We start from the raw sequence: 15,809 nt of genomic DNA on the forward strand, positions 1-15,809 counted from the left end.
GGGCTCCTTTGGTAGATTGGGCTCACAATGACCGCACTTGCTTGCGCGGGGCTGGCCGTGACGTGCGCACATCATCGTCACGCCGCCTCCTTCTGACAGAAGGCGCGCGCCTTGTCGGTCCAGGCACCGAACCCGCTCGAGACGAGATGATCGACGATGTGGCAGATGTAGCGCTTCTGCGCGGGCCGATTGTCGGGTCCCGCATTGTAGCGGGCGACCGCCATGGTCCAGCTTCCCTCGCGCTGCTTCAGCTCCTTCAGGAAGCGAGCGGCGTAGTCGACGTTGCTGGCGGGATCGAACATCGCGCGCACGGAACCAAACTTGTCGCCGTGATAGTAATGATTGATCTGCATGCAGCCGAGATCGATCAGCTTGACGCCTCGATGCCGCATCGCCTCGAAATTCGCCATCGCATCGTCGATATCCCTTGCAAACACCGTCTGGCCTTCGGCGCCGAGCGCATAAGGATAGAGCGCACCGCGACGGCCGGTTTCGGTGAGACCGACCGCATAGAGGATGCCGAGCGGAATGCCGTGCGCGTGCGCCGCGCGCGCCATCTCGCGCTCGCAGGAGCGCATGCTGTCCGTGCCCGCCTCGACGGCGGTTGTACTAAAGATAAACAGGGCCGCGACGAGTGCGCTGGGCCACGTCCTGCTCATGACGCGTCTCCTGGTTTGGCTGCCCCTCATCCCTCGCCTGCCTCGCTCCGCCGTCGGACTGGCCGGACGATGCGCTCGAGCCATCGAACGCGCCTTGCGCGCTCTGCGATTGCGGCTGGCCGGAGAGCGAGGGCTGCGGCTGGCCTGCACCCGACTGAAATCCATCCAGCGCGCCATGCTGGACCGGCGCGACCTCGGCGACGTAGCCCGCCGACTGCATCACTTCGCGGATCGAATCGCGCTGCTGGTCGAGCATCTGGCTGGTGTCCTTGCGGTCGGCTGCAAGATGAACGGAGACGGCCTCGCCGACCAGGCGAAGCCGCACGGTGACATTGCCGAGCGCGGGCGGCTCGAGGTTGATGGTCAGGACCTTCAGCGGCTGATCGGGTGCATTGCCCTGCGCCGAGGCGAGGTCGGGTGCAGCGGATGATTTCGGCGCCGCGGAGCTCTCCAATTCAGTGACGACGGCGTTCGCCACCTGCTGAGGTGCGGTGAATTGCGCAACGGGTGGAAGATGAGTCTCCTGCTGCACGACGGTGACCTTGGTCGCTTCAGGCAACGCATCGCGCGCGGACGCCTTCGCTGCGCGCTCGATAGTCGCCGTGACGGCTTCGAAACCAGACGCTCCGGGCATGGCCTTTGCCGCTGATGCATTGTCTTGCGGCACCGTCGCGGCCTGCGGCGCGGCGACATGGGTCCGCGTTCCGGCTTGGGCGATGTCAGCCGTTTGCGCCTTGGCAACGCTTGCAGCCGACAGCTCGCGTCCGCCAGGGGAACGTTCGGATCGCGCGGGCGCATCCTTCTTCTCACCCGAGAGCGGTTGCGCCTGAGGCCTGATGACCGGCACGATGGCGAACTCCTGCCCGACCGTCGTGGGAAGGGTCAAGCGGCTCTGGACCTCCGCCTTCGGTGCGAGATCGAGCGGATCGTGCTTGACGGAGGCTTGCGGCCGTTCGGTTGAATCGGCCCGATCGTCGACCGTCTCGTCCTTCGGCTCGTCGCGCTCGGTCAATTGTGCCAGGTGCGCGCGCAGTGTCCCCGACTTCACGGCCGCTTCGTTTCCGGATTCATTCAGGGCCCGTTTCGCAAGGTTCGAGACCGTGTGGAGCAGATCATGAAACCCGGGGTCCGCGCTGCCTTGTCCGGTCGTGCTCTTTCCGGAGCGCACCGTTCCGCGCGCATTGATGCTGTCGGCGATACCTGCGAAGAGCTGTCCGGAAGTGCCGTTGAGCTTGGTCATGGGCGGCGGTCCTTGGTCAGAAGCTCCAGCTCCTCGAGCTGCTTTTGCGCGCGCGCAAGGATCGCCGCCGACGACGCCAGATCAAGACGCGCCGGCGTGGGCGGCGGCTTGTCGGCGGCGACGCTGGACGGCGGGCCGGAGATCGGCCTGCGGACGTCGAGGGCGAGCTGGATGTTGGCGTTGAGAAGAGACGCCTCGCGCTCCGGCAGCTTCGACCTATCGACCGCCTTCAGTTCGGTGAGGCCGCCTTCATAGTCGTCGGTGAGCACCCGGGCGCTTCCGCGGAACAGATGCGCCCGCTCGCGATCGACGCTCCCGTCGGCGGTCAGCGACAGCGCCTGCTCGCCTGCAAGCCGCACCACGGCAAGCCGTCCGTGGACCAGCGCGCTTTTCGCGATCATCAGATAGAGCTTGAGACGGTTCGCGCGGTCGATCTGGTCGAGCAACGTCGCGATCCGTGAAAAGCGATGCTCGTCGAGCGCGAGGCTCGAACGCGTCAAGGCCGAGGAAAACCGTTGCCAGAAGTCGCCGGCATAGACCGAGTTGCGATAATGCCGGAGATAAGCCTGCGTCAGGAACTCGAACTTGTCGAAATCCTCCGCCTGCCCGACCAGCAGAACTTCACGCCGCAGCGCCGCCTCTTCCACCAGGGTGCCCGGCAAAAGCAGGCGCGCATCGTCCAGCCGCTCGATCGCGCCCGGTGCATCGGAGCTTGCGAGCAGCGCGCCCTGCACCAGCGCGATCTGTCCGCTCATGCTCGAGGGAATCGTGCGCGGCTTGACGTCCTTCAGAAGCTCCCGCGCCTCGTCCTGGCGGCCCTCGACATAGGCGAGCGCACCGTTGAACAGCCGCTCGTCGACGTTGATGCGCTCGCGCGGAAGCTTGTGCACGATCTGTGGCGCGCCGCCGCTCAGCAGGTAGACGACGATGGCCTGGCCGTTCTGCGGATTGCTCCACACGCCTGGATCGGCGGCAAGGAATTTCTCGCCGACCTGCCGGATCAGCGTGAGATGGCTGCCATGGGCAGCGGCATCACCATTGGCGATGCCGTCCTGCACCGCCTGTAGCGAACGCACCAGCGCGTACGGCTCATCGGACGACGGCGCAGGCTCCGGCGTTGCGGCGAGTGCGCTCGCCGCAGCGAACGGCAGCAAAAGCAGGGCGACAACTCTCGGGCCGATCACGGGCGCTTCTCCCGGATCAGAATCTCGATCCGGCGATTTTGTGCCGCTGCCGGATCGTTCGTGAGCTTTGGACGACGGTCGGCATAGCCCTCGACATGCTCGATCCGCTGCGCATCGACGCCGGAACGGACCAGCATGTAATAGGCCATCTGGGCACGCGCGGTCGAAAGCCGCCAGTTGTCGTAGGTGTCCGACCGGTACGGCCGGTTATCGGTGTGGCCGCGGACGATGATCGTGCCCGGACGCTTGGCCAGCAGCGGACCGATCCTGTCGATGACGCGGATCAGTTCGGGGCGCGGCTCGGCGGAGCCGACCGCGAACATGCCAAAGCTTGCATCGTCGGTCAGGCTGACGAGCAGGCCTTCCTCGACCTGGCGCACCTCCGCGACCGGACCTGCGCCGGCCTTGATGTCCGAGAGCGCATCGGTGATCGCGGCTTGCAGTTGCTTCACCGTCGGCTGCTGGGCCTGCGCCGTATCGCGCGGCTCGGCGTCCTTTGCAGCAGAACTCGCCTGCGCGTTGGCCTGGGAATTGGTTTGCGTCTTGGCGTCGCGACCGGTCTGCGGAGGCGCAGGAGCCGGCGGCAACAGAGGCGACATACTAGCGGACGGCGCTTGCGCGTCCGCCGCGGCGCCTGCGTCGTCAGCCTTGCCCCGACGCGCAGGCTCGCCCTGGTCCGCGGCGGCTGGATTGGCGCGCGCGGCGGGATTTGGGGTGGGCTCGGTCTCGCTCGCCCGTCCATCCTTCGCGGTTTGCGGAGCAAGCTTCCAGAAGCCGGGATCGAAGGGGTCGCGATAGGCCTCGCCGCCTTTCAGGCCCTCTTCCTCCGCGGAGGCGAGCGCCCCGACGCGCCGCTGCCCCGCCGCCTGGCTCGAACCGGCCGCGATTTCCGCGAGGGTCGCGTAAGGGTCGCGAAACAGCACCTTCTCCTCGTAGAATGGCGGCTTCTCGGCGGTGGGCGAGTCGCCGCGGCGCTCCTCGCTCGGGCCCGCCGGCATGCGCTTGCCGTCCTGGCCCTCGGACGCGGCAGGGTCTTTCTTGACGGGATCCTTCAAACCCTTCGGCGCCGGCGCGTTCTCCGCGAGCTTGATCGGGTTGAAGTAGCTCGCCACGATCTGGCGCTGATCCTGATTGAGCGCGTTGAGCAGCCACATCACCAGGAAGAACGCCATCATCGCGGTCATGAAGTCCGCATAGGCGATTTTCCAGACCCCACCTTTGGCCGGCGCATCGTCGAAGGCGCTGCGCCGGCGGATGATCACGAGTTCTGGCTTGACGTCGCTCATGGCAGATTACCGTCGCGCGTCCTTCAATCGCTCGATCCACGGCGTGATCTGCGTCTCGATCACGGTCTGATCGGCAACGACGCGGATTTCGAAGCTATCAGCGACCTGGTATTCGATGCCGGTCCGCCGCGCCGCGTCGAGTTGCGCCTTCACCGTCTCGAGCAGATCGCTCGGCCCCGTGATCTTGAACACCGGCACGGGCGACTGGCAGGTCAGCGTCGATATCTGCGTAACCAGAGCCGCGACGGCCTTGTCGCGAACCGCATCGGCGAGGAAGGGTTGCAGGATGCGGGCGACCGCACTGGCGATGTTCGTTTCGAGCTCGCGGCAGGCCGCACCAAATCCGTTCACGATCGCGACCGCCTGCTGATCGGACCATTTGGCCCGCTCTTCGCCGAGCCTGATTGCGCCGCGCACGCGCTCTTCCGCAAGCTTGGCATCGCCTTCCGCAACGCCCGCGGCGTAGCCGCGCCGATAGGCATCGTCCAGGAGAGTGACCGGCGGCGCTTCAATCTTCGGCACGACGGGTTGAGGCTGAGCTTGAAGCTGAGGCGGCGGATCGCGCCTGACCTCCTTCGGCTTTGCCACCGGCTCCGGCAGCTTCGGCTTCTCGGCCGGCTTGGCCCGGCCGTTGGCGTCGAACTGCGTGAGTAGCTTTCCGATTGCCGCGTTCATGCCGCCTCCTCCCGACGCATCCACTCCTTGAGGATCGCCGCCGCCTGCATCTGGTCGAGGCGCACGATCTGCTCCAGCCGCTTCTGCGGCGTGCGCTGCATCTTGCCTTCGAGGTCTTCGACGAGATTAAGCTCCGCCTCCTCCTGTTCCGGCAGCGCGAGCGCCGCGGCTTCAAGCTGGGCCGCAACATCGGCGGCTTCGACCTGCTCCTGCTGCGCGCGGTGGGTCAGGATGCCGTTCACCGCAGGACGAAGGCCGAACCAGACCAGCATCGCGGCGACGGCCAGGATCGTGACCGCGTTGATGAAGCTTCCCATCTGCCGGTTCAGCATCTCGACGAAACCGATCGGCGGCACCGGCGCCAGCTCGCGCGAGCCCTCGACGAAATCGACGGCCGTCACCTGGATCTGGTCGCCGCGCTGCTTGTCCAGTCCGCCGGCGGTGGCCGCGAGCTGGCTGATCTCGGCGATCTTGCTGTCGACGATGGCCTGGTTGGTCTTGTCGCCGAGATCGGCGACCAGCCGCGCGCGGTTGATCAGCACGGCGATGAAGAGCTTTTTCACCGAATAGCCGTCGCTGACCGTCGTCGTCGTCTTGGACGACACCTCGAAATTGGTGACGTCTTCGCGGCGGTTCTTCTCCTCATTGGAATTCTTGGTCCCGCCCGCATTGACCTGCTGATCCGGGAGATTCTGCTGCACCGTGGTCGGCGTCGAGCGATCCGCGTCCTGCGACGTCTCCTTCTCGCGGACGTTTCGCACCGAGCGCTCGGCACGCGCTTCCGGATCATAGACGGTCTCGTTGATCTGCCGCTTGTCGGTCGAGAGCTGCGGCGCGACGCTGACCTCGAAATTGTCGAGGCCCAGATACGGCGTCAGCGCCTTGCGGATGTTCTCCTGCACCATCTGGCCGACCATCTTCTGGAGGCTCGCCATCTTGGTCGGCGCCGCACTGGCCTCATCCTCCTCGGCGAGCAGCATCGAGCCGTCGGCATCCAGCACCGTCACCTTGTCGCGCGTCATGCCGGGAATGGCGGCGGCGACGAGATGGCGGATCGATTGCGCGGTGCGCGCCTCGATCGCGCCGTCGGTGCGCAGCACGACGGACGCGGACGGCGGCTGCTGCGTGGCGCGGAACGAGCCGCGCACGGGCATCACGATGTGGACCCGCGCCGCCTTCACGCCCTTCATGAGCTGAACGGTGCGCGCGATCTCGCCTTCGAGCGCGCGCAGTTTCGTGACCTCCTGCATGAAGGAGGTCAGGCCCAGCGATCCGATCTTGTCGAACAGCTCGTAGCCGGAATTCGCGCTGGTCGGCAGCCCCTTCTCGGCCAGCAGCATGCGCGCCTGCATGGTCTGGCTCGGGCGGACCGAGATCGCATCGCCAGCCGCATTGACGTCGAAGGCGATGTTCTGCTCGCGCAGCGCTGCGCCGATGCGCGTCACGTCCTCGCGCGTCAGGCCGGTGTAGAGGGTCTCGAATTCGGGCCGGCTCAGATAATAGGCGCCGCCCACGACGGTGACGAGAACTGCGAAGCCGATCAGCCCCAATGCCATCAGGCGTCGCGGGCCAAGCTCCAGCAGATTGTTGAGCAGCTGCTGCACCTGCGCGCGACTGAGCATATGACCTCGTTACCTGAGCGAACGCAAAGGACACTCCGCTGCCAACCTTGTCTGAAGGTTGCGCGTGACGTGAAGCGCGTCAGTTCGCCGTACAGGCGTTGCAATTTTGCAAGAGGGGTCTGGATCCGGTGACGCCGATGCGACGCGGCGCGCCCGCCGGAGAGAACCTCTGTCGGAGGTCGCGTCATTACGTCCGTCATTCACGGCGGGGACCGTGCTCCCGAGGGAGCACGGTCGTCGTCGAAGCCGAAGCTTACTTGAACAGCGACAGGATGCTCTGGCTGTTCTGGTTGGCGATCGAGAGCGCCTGCACGCCGAGTTGCTGCTGGACCTGGAGGGCCTGGAGGCGGGTCGATTCCGCGTTCATGTCGGCGTCGACGAGCTGGCCGATACCGCGGGTCACCGAGTCCATCAAGGACTTCACGAAGTCCGTGTTGTTCGAGATGCGGTTCTTGATGGCACCGAGGTCGGCGGCGGACTGGCTGACCGTGTTGATGGCACCGGTGACCTGCGCGATATAGCCGTCGAGCGTGGCCTGGTCGGTTGCCGAGTCCGTCAGCGCGCTGATGTTCATGGTATCGACAGACACCGAGGTCGTGGCGCTCACCGTATCCAGGAAGCCGGCCTGCGTGCTGGTGTAGAGCGAGTAGTTGGCAACGGTCACGCCGATCGTGTTGATGGTGGGCGTGCCGCCGACGCGCGAGAACGACGACACCAGGTTGACGTTGGTCGGCGTGGTCGCGTTGGTGCTCAGCCAGTTCACCCCGTTGAACGTCGCCGAGTTGGCGGTGTTCTTCATGTCCTGCTGGATCTGGGTGATTTCCGACTGGATCTTCTTGCGGTCGATGCCGGCGGTCTTTGCTTCGACGAGCAGCGCCTCGAGCTTGTTCAGGCCGGAGTTGCCGTCGCTGCCGAGAACCGAGGTCAGAGCGGTATATTCGGTGTCGACCGTCGCCGCCGACAGGCCAAGCGAGTCGGAGACTGCGGACAGCGCGGCGTTGTCCGCACGCATCGAGGTGGCGATCGACCAGTAGGCCGAGTTGTCCGACGCGGTCGCGACGCGCTGACCGGTCGAGATTCGGTTTTCGGTCGTCTGCATGTTCGAGCTGACCGACCGCAGGGTCTGCAGTGCGGTCATCGCGGCCGAGTTGGTAAGCAGGCTGGAAGCCATCGTTAATGTCCCTTTGAAAGTGGAATTGAGCTTTTGGCTGGGGACATACCGGACTCTCACCGGTACGACAGGGCGACGTCATGCCTTTGGGCGTCCCGAACCCTGTCGAGACCCAACCTGTCGTAGCGGCGAGGATAGCGGTCGAAGCTTGTGCGAGGCTTGCGGCGGGCAGCCGGGAGCCCGAGGCAAGACAAAATCTGAAAAACAACCCCATGCAAAGGAGTCGAGGGCTGCCGGCACGACGCAATACGGATTTTACGAAATCATTTGACACGTCGGGCAAATCACTGGCATTATGCCATCATCGAGATGCGCCGGATGGGGAGAGCTGAACGTCCCCGTCGATCGCCCAGCAGCAACACTCCTGACACGCTCCTGCCAGCAGGCAGCGATGAGTTGCGCAGGCGTTCACCCATCATGCGGGCTTCATTTTCGGTCAGACGCCGAGGATCGCGACGAAAAGAAAGGCCGCGCTCGCGGGAGCGCGGCCTTTCCGCCTGGATAGAGGAGGCTTAGCGGAACAGCGACAGGAGGCTCTGGCTGTTCTGGTTGGCGATCGACAGCGCCTGGACGCCGAGCTGCTGCTGGGTCTGGAGCGCCGCCAGGCGAGTGGACTCCGCGTTCATGTCGGCGTCGACAAGCTGGCCGATACCGCGGGTCACCGAGTCCATCAAGGACTTCACGAAGTCCGTGTTGTTCGAGATGCGGTTCTTGATAGCGCCAAGATTGGCGGCGGCCGAGCTGACCGAGTTGATCGCACCGGTGACCTGCGCGATGTAGCCGTCGAGCGTGGCCTGGTCGGCCGTCGAGTCGGTCAGTGCGCTGATGTTGATCGTGTCAACCGACGCACCGCCACTCACCGTGTCCAGGAAACCCGTCTGTGTGCTGGTGTAGAGCGAGTAGTTGGCGACCGTCACAGCGATCGAATTGGTGGTGGGCGTCGCGGCGACGCGCGAGTAGGACGACACGAGGTTCACCGTGGCCGGCGTCGTGGCGGTCGTGCTCAACCAGTTCACCCCGTTGAAGGTCGCCGAGCTGGCGGTGTTCTTCATATCCTGCTGAATCTGGGTGACTTCCGACTGGATCTTGGTCCGGTCGATACCCGCGGTCTTGGCTTCGACCAGCAGCGACTGGAGCTTGGTGAGGCCGGAGTTGCCATCGCTGCCCAGAACCGTGTTGAGAGCGGTGTACTGCGTGTCGACGGTCGCAGCCGACAGACCGAGCGAGTCGGACACGGCGGAGAGCGCGGCATTGTCGGCGCGCATCGAGGTCGCGATCGACCAATAGGCCGCGTTGTCGGACGCGGTCGCCACGCGCTGGCCGGTGGAGATCCGGTTCTGCGTCGTGGAAAGGCTCGAGCTGATGGACCGCAGGGTCTGGAGCGCGGTCATGGCGGACGAGTTCGTGAGCAGGCTTGACATGTGGAATGTCCCTTTATGTACGCGTTACATTTTCATGAGGGGACATACCGGGCTTTCACCGGTACGGCAGGGCGGCATCATGCCTTTGGACTGGATGTGGGGTGGGGGTCCAACCTGCCGTGCCCCCGTAACTAGCAGCCGAACGTTATTTGTAGCTTAAGAGGCGCGCGAATTTCGCCGCAATAACAAGGGCGTGCGTTTGCGTTTCGGTAACCATGCCGCCCCGGCCGGACCGCTTCTCCGGCTTACGAGAACGAGCGGACCAAGCCCGAGGCGAGCAGATTCCAGCCGTCGATCAGCACGAAGAACAGCATTTTGAACGGCAGCGCGATCACCGTGGGCGGCATCATCATCATGCCCATCGACATCGTCAGCGTCGCCACGATCATGTCGATCACCAGGAACGGCAGGATGATGAGGAAGCCGATCTCGAAGGAGCGTCGAAGCTCGGAGATCATGAAGGCCGGAATGATGACGCGCATGTCGATGCGCTTGTCGTCGAACTTCTTGCGAAAACTCTCCGCAGCGAGCGCCTCGAAGGTCTGCAGATCCTTCTCGCGGACATGGGCCAGCATGAACTCGCGGAACGGATCGGTGATCCGCAAATAGGCCTCCTCCTCCGAGATCTCGTTCTTCATGAGCGGCTGAACGCCGGTCTCCCAGGCCCGATCGAAGGTCGGCGCCATGACGTAGAACGTCATGAACAACGCGAGGCTGATCAGGACGAGATTGGCCGGCGTAGTCTGCAGGCCGAGGCCGGCCCTGAGGAACGACAGCGCGACCGCAAATCGCGTGAAGCTCGTCACCATGATGAGCAGGCCCGGCGCCACCGACAGCACCGTGATCAGCGCCATGAGCTGGACGATCCGGCCGCTGGTCGAGCCGTTGCCCGGAGGCAGCAGCGAGTTGAGGTCCGGGATCTGGGCGGACGCCGCCTCCGGCAGCAGGATCAGCAGCAACGCAAGCAGCAGGACTCTCGTTCTCACTGGATCACCAACGTCTCGATAATCAATTCGCGGACCTTGCCCGAGGAGCGGACATGGGCGCGCTCGGACAAGTCATCGCGCAGATGCTGGAGCCCGCGCGCGCCTTCGAACTGGGCAGCCGTCGCCGACCTGAGATAGGCAACGATGTCCTCGCTGATGTGAGCGGCCAGAATGCCCGCCTCCTCGTCGTTCATGCTGTCGGTGACCATGGAGGCCTCGATGCGTGCCCAGTTGTTGGCGGGCGCCGCAAGATTGGTGACGACCGGCGACAGCTTCCGCAACCGCGCCGTGCCGGTGTAGGTCGACGCAACGGGTGGCGGGGTCACGTTCTTCCTGGCATCGACGACGCGCTCGGCCGTCACCAGCAGGTGATAGCCCGTGACGGCGCCGGCGCCGGCCGCGATCAGCGTCAGGATCACGATGGCCGCGATCAGGCGCATGGCGTCCCGCGGCTCCGCGATCCCGCGCGCTTGCCTTGCAAATCAGAACGGCGCCACGGTGTCATAGATCCGATGTCCCCATCCCGGCTGCTGCACGTCAGACAGATTTCCGCGACCGCCATAGGACACGCGTGCCTCGGCGATCTTCTCATAAGAGATCGTGTTTCCCCGCGAAATGTCTCGCGGACGCACGATGCCCCCGACGTTCAGCACGCGCATCTCTGTGTTGACGCGAAATTCCTGCGATCCGCTGATCATGATGTTGCCGTTCGGCAGCACGTCGGTCACGATCGCGGCGATCGACAGCTTGATGTCCTCCGCGCGGTCGATCTGGCCGTTGCCCTTGATCTGGGTGTTGGTGCCGAGGTTGGCGGTGGTCTGGCCGGTATCCTGCCATCCGGCGACATTCATGAGCCAGTCGAGCCCGAACTTGATCTGGGAGTCGCGCGAGCGATCCGTCTTGTTGTCGAGCTTCGCCTTGTCCTGCATCGAGATGATCACCGTCACGACGTCACCGACGCGCCGCGCGCGCGGGTCGCGGTAGAGATCGGTGCCGTCGTCCCAGGTCGAACGGTAGCTGACCGGCGTGCGGACGCGCGGCGTCACCGGAATCGGATAGGCCTGCGTCCTCAAGCCGTCGCCCACGGGAGACAATTGCGGCCCGCGCAGGATCTCGGACGGGTCCTGGGCGCAACCGCTCAGGAACACCAGCGACAGGATGAGCATCGGCTTCTTCATCTACTTGGTCTTTCCGTCGTCCACGCGACGCATTCCGCCGAGCAGATCGGCCAGATGCGCCGCGCGTGCCGTATCCATCTCATTGAAGATCGCGCTCGAGCTCCTGGGGCTCAGCTTTGCCAGCACGGCCGCGGCGGTCTCGTCCGCCATGCTGGCGATCTGGGTTGCGGCAGACTCCGGCTTCATGCGCGAATAGATCTCGACCACGCTCGCTTCGGCCTTCTTCAGGAACTCGTCACGAAGCGCCATCCATTTCTCGTATTCGACCCGCTTGGCTTCGACCTCCGCGATCCGCTCGCGCAGTAGATTTTCGGCCTTCTCCAGCTCCTTCAGCTGCCAGGCCAGCCGGGCATCGACCGCAGGGTCGGCGACGCTGCTACAGAACTGCGCGACGTCGTTCTCGGACGCCGCAGCCGCAGCGGGTGGCGCGGGCTTCGGCGGTACGTTGCCCGTCCTGGCCGGGCGCGCGACAGGCGGCGTCTCGGGGGCCGGCACCGCGCCGGTGACCAGGGGCGCGGTATCCTCCGCGGCCCAGGCCGTCGCCCTCACGGGGCTCGTGTCATTAGAGAGCGGCGTGACAGATGCACGGGACTTCTGCGGGCCCGCCGCGCGCGATCGCGCGAAGGAGAGCAGATTGAGCGGCTTCGACGGCTTCGGCTCGTCCAGCGCCACAGCCGGCAATGCACTCGCCAGCACGGACGCCGCGACGAGGCAGAAGAGATGCGATTTGTAATCCAGCTTCAGCATCGGGCCGCGCGCGAATCTCGGTCGAGACCACAGACATGCGCGATCAGGCTTGCTTGGCGCTTGCGCGTCATTGGACGATCACGTCCGCCTGGAGCGCGCCGGCCGTCTTGATCGCCTGGAGGATCGCAATGATGCCCGATGGCTTCAGGCCGATCTGGTTGAGACCGCGCACCAGGCGCTGCAAATCGACGCCGCTGAGGATCGCCACTTGCGCCCCGGCCTCGTTGGCTTCGACCATGGTCTGCGGAACGACCACGGTCTGCCCCCGCGAGAACGGAGCGGGCTGCGACACGACGGGAAGCTCGGTCACGCGGACCGTCAGATTGCCGTGCGTCACAGCAACGGTCGAGATCCGCACATCGCGTCCGATGACCACCGTGCCGGTGCGCTCGTTGATCACCACCCGCGCCGGCGTATCCGGCTCGACGGTCAATTCACCGATCTCGGCGAGAAAGCGCACCGGGCCGATATAGCGCGGCTTGGACAGCACGATGGTCCGATAGTCGCGCTCGAAGGCGATCTGCGCCCGGTAGCGGCCCCCGGCGTAACGGTTGATGGCATCGAGGATTCGCGTCGCAGTGACGAAATCGGGGTTCTTCAGCTCGAGGACGAGGAACTCCATCTCGTGAAGGCTCCCCTGCACCTCCCGCTCGACCAGCGCGCCGTTCGGAATGCGACCGGCGGTCGGCGTGCCCTGGCTGACGTTCTGCGCCTGGCCTCCGACGCTGTAGCCGGCAACGGTGACGGCGCCTTGCGCCACGGCGTAGACCGCGCCGTCCGCCGCCCGCAGCGACGTCATCACGAGCGTGCCGCCGAGCAGCGAGGTGGCGTCGCCAAGCGAGGACACCGTCACATCCATGCGCTCGCCCGGCGAGATCGACGGCGGCAGATCCGCCGTCACCATAACGGCCGCGACGTTGCGCGTGCGCAGCGTGGTCGGCCGCGCCGTGTTGTTCGTGCTGGTGGTGTCGTTCCGGACATTGATGCCCATGTTCTCGAGCATCGACTGGAGCGACTGTTCCGTGAACGGCGCGTTGCGCAGCGTGTCGCCGGTACCGTTGAGACCGATGACGAGGCCGTAGCCGACGATCTGGTTTTCGCGCAGTCCCTTGATATCGGCGATGTCCTTGATGCGGACGGCAGCCTGTGCACTGCCGACGGAGAGGACGACGATCAGGGCAAGCAAGAGGCGGGTCATCATCCGTCAACGACCTTGATGGTGCCGTCCGGCTGGACGATGCCGCGGATGATCACGCCCGTGTCGGTGTTGCGCACCGGGATGAGGGCGCCGGCCGCGCCCGATTGCAATGCCGAACCGTAAGTCACGATCGACAAGCCGCTATCCTCGACGATGACCTTGACGATGGCGCCTCGGGCGACGGCCCAGGGATCCTCGACCGCGTTGGTCGGTATCGGCTGGCCCGGCAGCAGCGTGCGCCGCGCCATGCGCCCGACCAGGGTCGGACGCGTCTCGATGAACAGCGCGACGCCGAGGAGATTGGGCGCGAATGCGCGCTCGGTGACCATCTCGTCCTTGATCACCTCGCCCGGACGGATCGTCACGGCCGGCACCGGCAGCCGCCGCTCTTCGGCCGCGGCCGCGCCGGCGAAGCTGAGCACGAGCAGCGCGGCGAGCCCGCGCGCAATCAAGCCAAACCTGTTCAACATGGATACACCCGAGCTAGCGCATACCCTTCGAGACCGTCTGCGCCATCTCATCCGATGCCTGGATGACCTTGGCATTCATCTCATAGGCGCGCTGCGCGGAGATCAGCTCGGTGATTTCCTTGACGGGATCGACGTTCGAGGCTTCGAGATATTGCTGGTTGATCTTGCCGTAGCCGGAATCGCCCGGCAGTCCGACGACGGGCGTGCCGGAAGCCGTGGTCTCACGATAGAGATTGCTGCCCAGCGGTTCGAGGCCGGCTTCGTTGGCGAAGTTCGCGAGGTTGAGCTGGCCGATCTGGCGCGGATTGACCTCCGTGTCCAGCTTGGCAAACACCTGTCCGGTCTGGTTGACCGTAACCTGGACCGTTCCCTGCGGCACCGTGATCGCAGGATCCAGCAGATAGCCGTCCATCGTGACGAGCTGGCCGTTGGCATTGGTGTTGAACGAGCCCGCGCGGGTATACTGCACCTCGTTGTTCGGGCCCAACACCTGAAACCAGCCGCGGCCGTTGATCGCGAGATCGTAGGGATTGCCGGTCTGCGTGAGCGCACCCTGGATGTGCAGCTTGCGGATCGCCGCCGACCTGACGCCGAGACCGAGATTGGCGCCCTCGGGAATCGGCGAGGAGCCCGTCGCATTCGGAACGCCCTGCATCCGATCCATCTGGTAGAAGAGGTCGGTGAATTCGGCGCGCGCCCGCTTGAACGACGTCGTGTTGATGTTGGCAATGTTGTTCGCAATGACCTCGATATTGGTCTGCTGCGCGTTCATTCCGGTGGCCGCGATGGCGAGCGATTTCACAGCTTGATTCCTTCAGATCAGATCGACATGCGAACGACTTCTTGGTAGGCCTGCACGACCTTGTCGCGAACCGCGACCGCCGTTTGCAGCGCCTGCTCCGCCGACATCAGCGCTTCAACGACGCGCCGCGTCGATTCCTTGCCCTGGATCGCCGAGATCGACGCCGCCTCACCGGCCTTGAGCGTCCCGATCGCATCCGTCGTGACCTGCTTGAGCACGGAATCGAAGCCGACCTCCCCACCCGGCTGAACGGCGCCTGCTGCAGGCGCAGTTATTTGCGCCTCAATCGAGCGGGCCACTGCCTGGCCCGCGGAAATCGCCGTGGACGAAATCACCTCTAGCATCGTCAGCTCCTTAGGAGATCGATGGTCATCCCGACCATCGACCGCACCTGTTTCACGACCTGAAGATTGGCCTCATAGGATCGATTGACCTCGCGCATGTCGGCCATCTCGATCATCATGTTGACGTTGGGCAGCTTGACGTAGCCGGCCTTGTCGGCGGCCGGATGGCCCGGCTCGTATTCGACCCGGTATGGGCTGGTATCGAGCCCGACTTCCTTGACTTTGACGAGCTGGCCGCCCGCGGCGCGGTCCATCTCGGCATCGAAGGTCACGGTCTTGCGCTGATACGGATCGGCACCGGCGGTGCGCCCCGTCGAATTGGCGTTCGCCAGGTTTTCCGAGACGATGCGCATCCGGGTCGACTGCGCCTCGAGTCCGGAGCTCGCGACCGCGAGCGAAGCCTGCAAAGAATCCACCATGTCAGGTCACCTCAGGCTTTCACGCCGGATAACAGCATCCGGTGGAATGACCGCACAATCGCGGCATTCATCGAATAGTCGCGGTTCACCTCGCCACCCCTAAGCATCTCCTGCTCCAGGCTGACGGAGTTGCCGGAATGCACGACGTCCCAGCTGTCCTTCTTGGCGTTGGTTCGCGTGTCGGTCTCGGCCGCGCTCAACTGCATGTGCGACGGCGACGTCGTCGCGAGCCTGACCGGCGTGGCATCGAGGACCTTGTTGAACGGCTCGACGTCTCGCGCCTTGAAGCCGGGCGTGTTGACGTTGGCAACGTTCGCCGCGATCGTCGACTGGCGCAGCTCCAGCCAGCGGGCCTGCGAGGAAGCAAGTTCAAACAGATAAAGCGGTCCCACGGCAGCTCCCGATCT

At 64.9% G+C, this 15,809-nt stretch carries 18 protein-coding genes; all 18 read right to left on the reverse strand.

Annotated features, from left to right (window positions below; translation table 11 throughout):
• Positions 1-77 precede the first annotated feature (77 nt).
• The 18 genes from QQL28_RS09530 to flgB all read right to left on the reverse strand — a co-directional run bounded on the left by QQL28_RS09530 (position 78) and on the right by flgB (position 15,794).
• Complete coding sequence (locus QQL28_RS09530; RefSeq protein ID WP_284264043.1) at positions 78-659, reverse strand: lytic transglycosylase domain-containing protein; 582 nt, start codon at positions 657-659, stop codon at positions 78-80.
• The gene (locus tag QQL28_RS09535) at positions 610-1,899 is read right to left on the reverse strand and encodes a flagellar hook-length control protein FliK (protein ID WP_284264045.1); all 1,290 of its coding nucleotides are present in this window, start codon (positions 1,897-1,899) and stop codon (positions 610-612) included. The genes QQL28_RS09530 and QQL28_RS09535 overlap by 50 nt, the downstream gene beginning before the upstream one ends.
• Entirely contained in the window at positions 1,896-3,083 is a 1,188-nt protein-coding gene (locus tag QQL28_RS09540; protein ID WP_284264047.1) for a chemotaxis protein, read from the reverse strand. Before QQL28_RS09540 ends, QQL28_RS09535 begins: the two co-directional genes overlap by 4 nt.
• Positions 3,080-4,369: a MotB family protein gene (locus tag QQL28_RS09545; protein ID WP_284264049.1), complete on the reverse strand. Its 1,290-nt coding sequence runs from the start codon at positions 4,367-4,369 to the stop codon at positions 3,080-3,082. The genes QQL28_RS09540 and QQL28_RS09545 overlap by 4 nt, the downstream gene beginning before the upstream one ends.
• Before the next feature lie 6 nt (positions 4,370-4,375).
• A complete protein-coding gene (locus QQL28_RS09550) occupies positions 4,376-5,044 on the reverse strand; it encodes a hypothetical protein (RefSeq protein WP_284264052.1) in 669 nt (222 codons plus the stop codon).
• The gene (fliF, locus tag QQL28_RS09555) at positions 5,041-6,666 is read right to left on the reverse strand and encodes a flagellar basal-body MS-ring/collar protein FliF (protein WP_284264053.1); all 1,626 of its coding nucleotides are present in this window, start codon (positions 6,664-6,666) and stop codon (positions 5,041-5,043) included. Before fliF ends, QQL28_RS09550 begins: the two co-directional genes overlap by 4 nt.
• 253 nt (positions 6,667-6,919) lie before the next feature.
• Positions 6,920-7,837 (reverse strand): flagellin N-terminal helical domain-containing protein, encoded by a 918-nt coding sequence (locus QQL28_RS09560; RefSeq protein WP_284264054.1) that lies wholly within the window; start codon positions 7,835-7,837, stop codon positions 6,920-6,922.
• 512 nt (positions 7,838-8,349) lie between these two features.
• Entirely contained in the window at positions 8,350-9,258 is a 909-nt protein-coding gene (locus QQL28_RS09565; RefSeq protein ID WP_284264055.1) for a flagellin N-terminal helical domain-containing protein, read from the reverse strand.
• Between the two features lie 245 nt (positions 9,259-9,503).
• Positions 9,504-10,244, reverse strand: a complete 741-nt coding sequence (fliP, locus tag QQL28_RS09570; RefSeq protein WP_284264056.1) for a flagellar type III secretion system pore protein FliP — start codon at positions 10,242-10,244, stop codon at positions 9,504-9,506.
• Positions 10,241-10,684, reverse strand: coding sequence for a flagellar basal body-associated FliL family protein (locus QQL28_RS09575; RefSeq protein ID WP_284264057.1), 444 nt, complete (start codon positions 10,682-10,684; stop codon positions 10,241-10,243). Before QQL28_RS09575 ends, fliP begins: the two co-directional genes overlap by 4 nt.
• A gap of 42 nt (positions 10,685-10,726) precedes the next feature.
• Entirely contained in the window at positions 10,727-11,422 is a 696-nt protein-coding gene (flgH, locus tag QQL28_RS09580) for a flagellar basal body L-ring protein FlgH (protein ID WP_284264058.1), read from the reverse strand.
• Positions 11,423-12,169, reverse strand: coding sequence for a MotE family protein (locus QQL28_RS09585; protein ID WP_284264059.1), 747 nt, complete (start codon positions 12,167-12,169; stop codon positions 11,423-11,425).
• Positions 12,170-12,236: 67 nt separating this feature from the next.
• A complete protein-coding gene (flgI, locus tag QQL28_RS09590; protein WP_284264357.1) occupies positions 12,237-13,367 on the reverse strand; it encodes a flagellar basal body P-ring protein FlgI in 1,131 nt (376 codons plus the stop codon).
• Complete coding sequence (gene flgA / locus QQL28_RS09595; RefSeq protein WP_284264060.1) at positions 13,367-13,837, reverse strand: flagellar basal body P-ring formation chaperone FlgA; 471 nt, start codon at positions 13,835-13,837, stop codon at positions 13,367-13,369. The genes flgI and flgA overlap by 1 nt, the downstream gene beginning before the upstream one ends.
• 13 nt (positions 13,838-13,850) lie before the next feature.
• Entirely contained in the window at positions 13,851-14,639 is a 789-nt protein-coding gene (flgG, locus tag QQL28_RS09600) for a flagellar basal-body rod protein FlgG (protein WP_284264061.1), read from the reverse strand.
• Positions 14,640-14,656: 17 nt separating this feature from the next.
• On the reverse strand, positions 14,657-14,983 hold the full coding sequence (fliE, locus tag QQL28_RS09605; RefSeq protein WP_284264062.1) for a flagellar hook-basal body complex protein FliE: 327 nt from the start codon (positions 14,981-14,983) through the stop codon (positions 14,657-14,659).
• Positions 14,984-14,985: 2 nt separating this feature from the next.
• Positions 14,986-15,402 carry a flagellar basal body rod protein FlgC gene (gene flgC, locus QQL28_RS09610; RefSeq protein WP_284264063.1) on the reverse strand — a complete coding sequence of 139 codons (417 nt, stop codon included), beginning with the start codon at positions 15,400-15,402 and terminating at the stop codon, positions 14,986-14,988.
• A gap of 11 nt (positions 15,403-15,413) precedes the next feature.
• Positions 15,414-15,794, reverse strand: coding sequence for a flagellar basal body rod protein FlgB (flgB, locus tag QQL28_RS09615; RefSeq protein WP_284264359.1), 381 nt, complete (start codon positions 15,792-15,794; stop codon positions 15,414-15,416).
• Positions 15,795-15,809 lie beyond the last annotated feature (15 nt).

Origin of the sequence: Bradyrhizobium iriomotense, from assembly GCF_030160715.1 — a bacterium.
In the GTDB taxonomy this organism is placed as follows: domain Bacteria; phylum Pseudomonadota; class Alphaproteobacteria; order Rhizobiales; family Xanthobacteraceae; genus Bradyrhizobium; species Bradyrhizobium iriomotense.

What these genes read in the sequence shown, in the direction of transcription:
- flgH (WP_284264058.1), bottom strand. Translation starts at nt 11,422, where the DNA reads ATGAAGAAGCCGATGCTCATCCTGTCGCTGGTGTTCCTGAGCGGTTGC.
- flgI (WP_284264357.1), bottom strand. Translation starts at nt 13,367, where the DNA reads ATGACCCGCCTCTTGCTTGCCCTGATCGTCGTCCTCTCCGTCGGCAGT.
- QQL28_RS09550 (WP_284264052.1), bottom strand. Translation starts at nt 5,044, where the DNA reads ATGAACGCGGCAATCGGAAAGCTACTCACGCAGTTCGACGCCAACGGC.
- QQL28_RS09565 (WP_284264055.1), bottom strand. Translation starts at nt 9,258, where the DNA reads ATGTCAAGCCTGCTCACGAACTCGTCCGCCATGACCGCGCTCCAGACC.
- flgA (WP_284264060.1), bottom strand. Translation starts at nt 13,837, where the DNA reads ATGTTGAACAGGTTTGGCTTGATTGCGCGCGGGCTCGCCGCGCTGCTC.
- QQL28_RS09545 (WP_284264049.1), bottom strand. Translation starts at nt 4,369, where the DNA reads ATGAGCGACGTCAAGCCAGAACTCGTGATCATCCGCCGGCGCAGCGCC.
- fliF (WP_284264053.1), bottom strand. Translation starts at nt 6,666, where the DNA reads ATGCTCAGTCGCGCGCAGGTGCAGCAGCTGCTCAACAATCTGCTGGAG.
- QQL28_RS09575 (WP_284264057.1), bottom strand. Translation starts at nt 10,684, where the DNA reads ATGCGCCTGATCGCGGCCATCGTGATCCTGACGCTGATCGCGGCCGGC.
- QQL28_RS09530 (WP_284264043.1), bottom strand. Translation starts at nt 659, where the DNA reads ATGAGCAGGACGTGGCCCAGCGCACTCGTCGCGGCCCTGTTTATCTTT.
- flgC (WP_284264063.1), bottom strand. Translation starts at nt 15,402, where the DNA reads ATGGTGGATTCTTTGCAGGCTTCGCTCGCGGTCGCGAGCTCCGGACTC.
- fliE (WP_284264062.1), bottom strand. Translation starts at nt 14,983, where the DNA reads ATGCTAGAGGTGATTTCGTCCACGGCGATTTCCGCGGGCCAGGCAGTG.
- QQL28_RS09585 (WP_284264059.1), bottom strand. Translation starts at nt 12,169, where the DNA reads ATGCTGAAGCTGGATTACAAATCGCATCTCTTCTGCCTCGTCGCGGCG.
- QQL28_RS09560 (WP_284264054.1), bottom strand. Translation starts at nt 7,837, where the DNA reads ATGGCTTCCAGCCTGCTTACCAACTCGGCCGCGATGACCGCACTGCAG.
- QQL28_RS09535 (WP_284264045.1), bottom strand. Translation starts at nt 1,899, where the DNA reads ATGACCAAGCTCAACGGCACTTCCGGACAGCTCTTCGCAGGTATCGCC.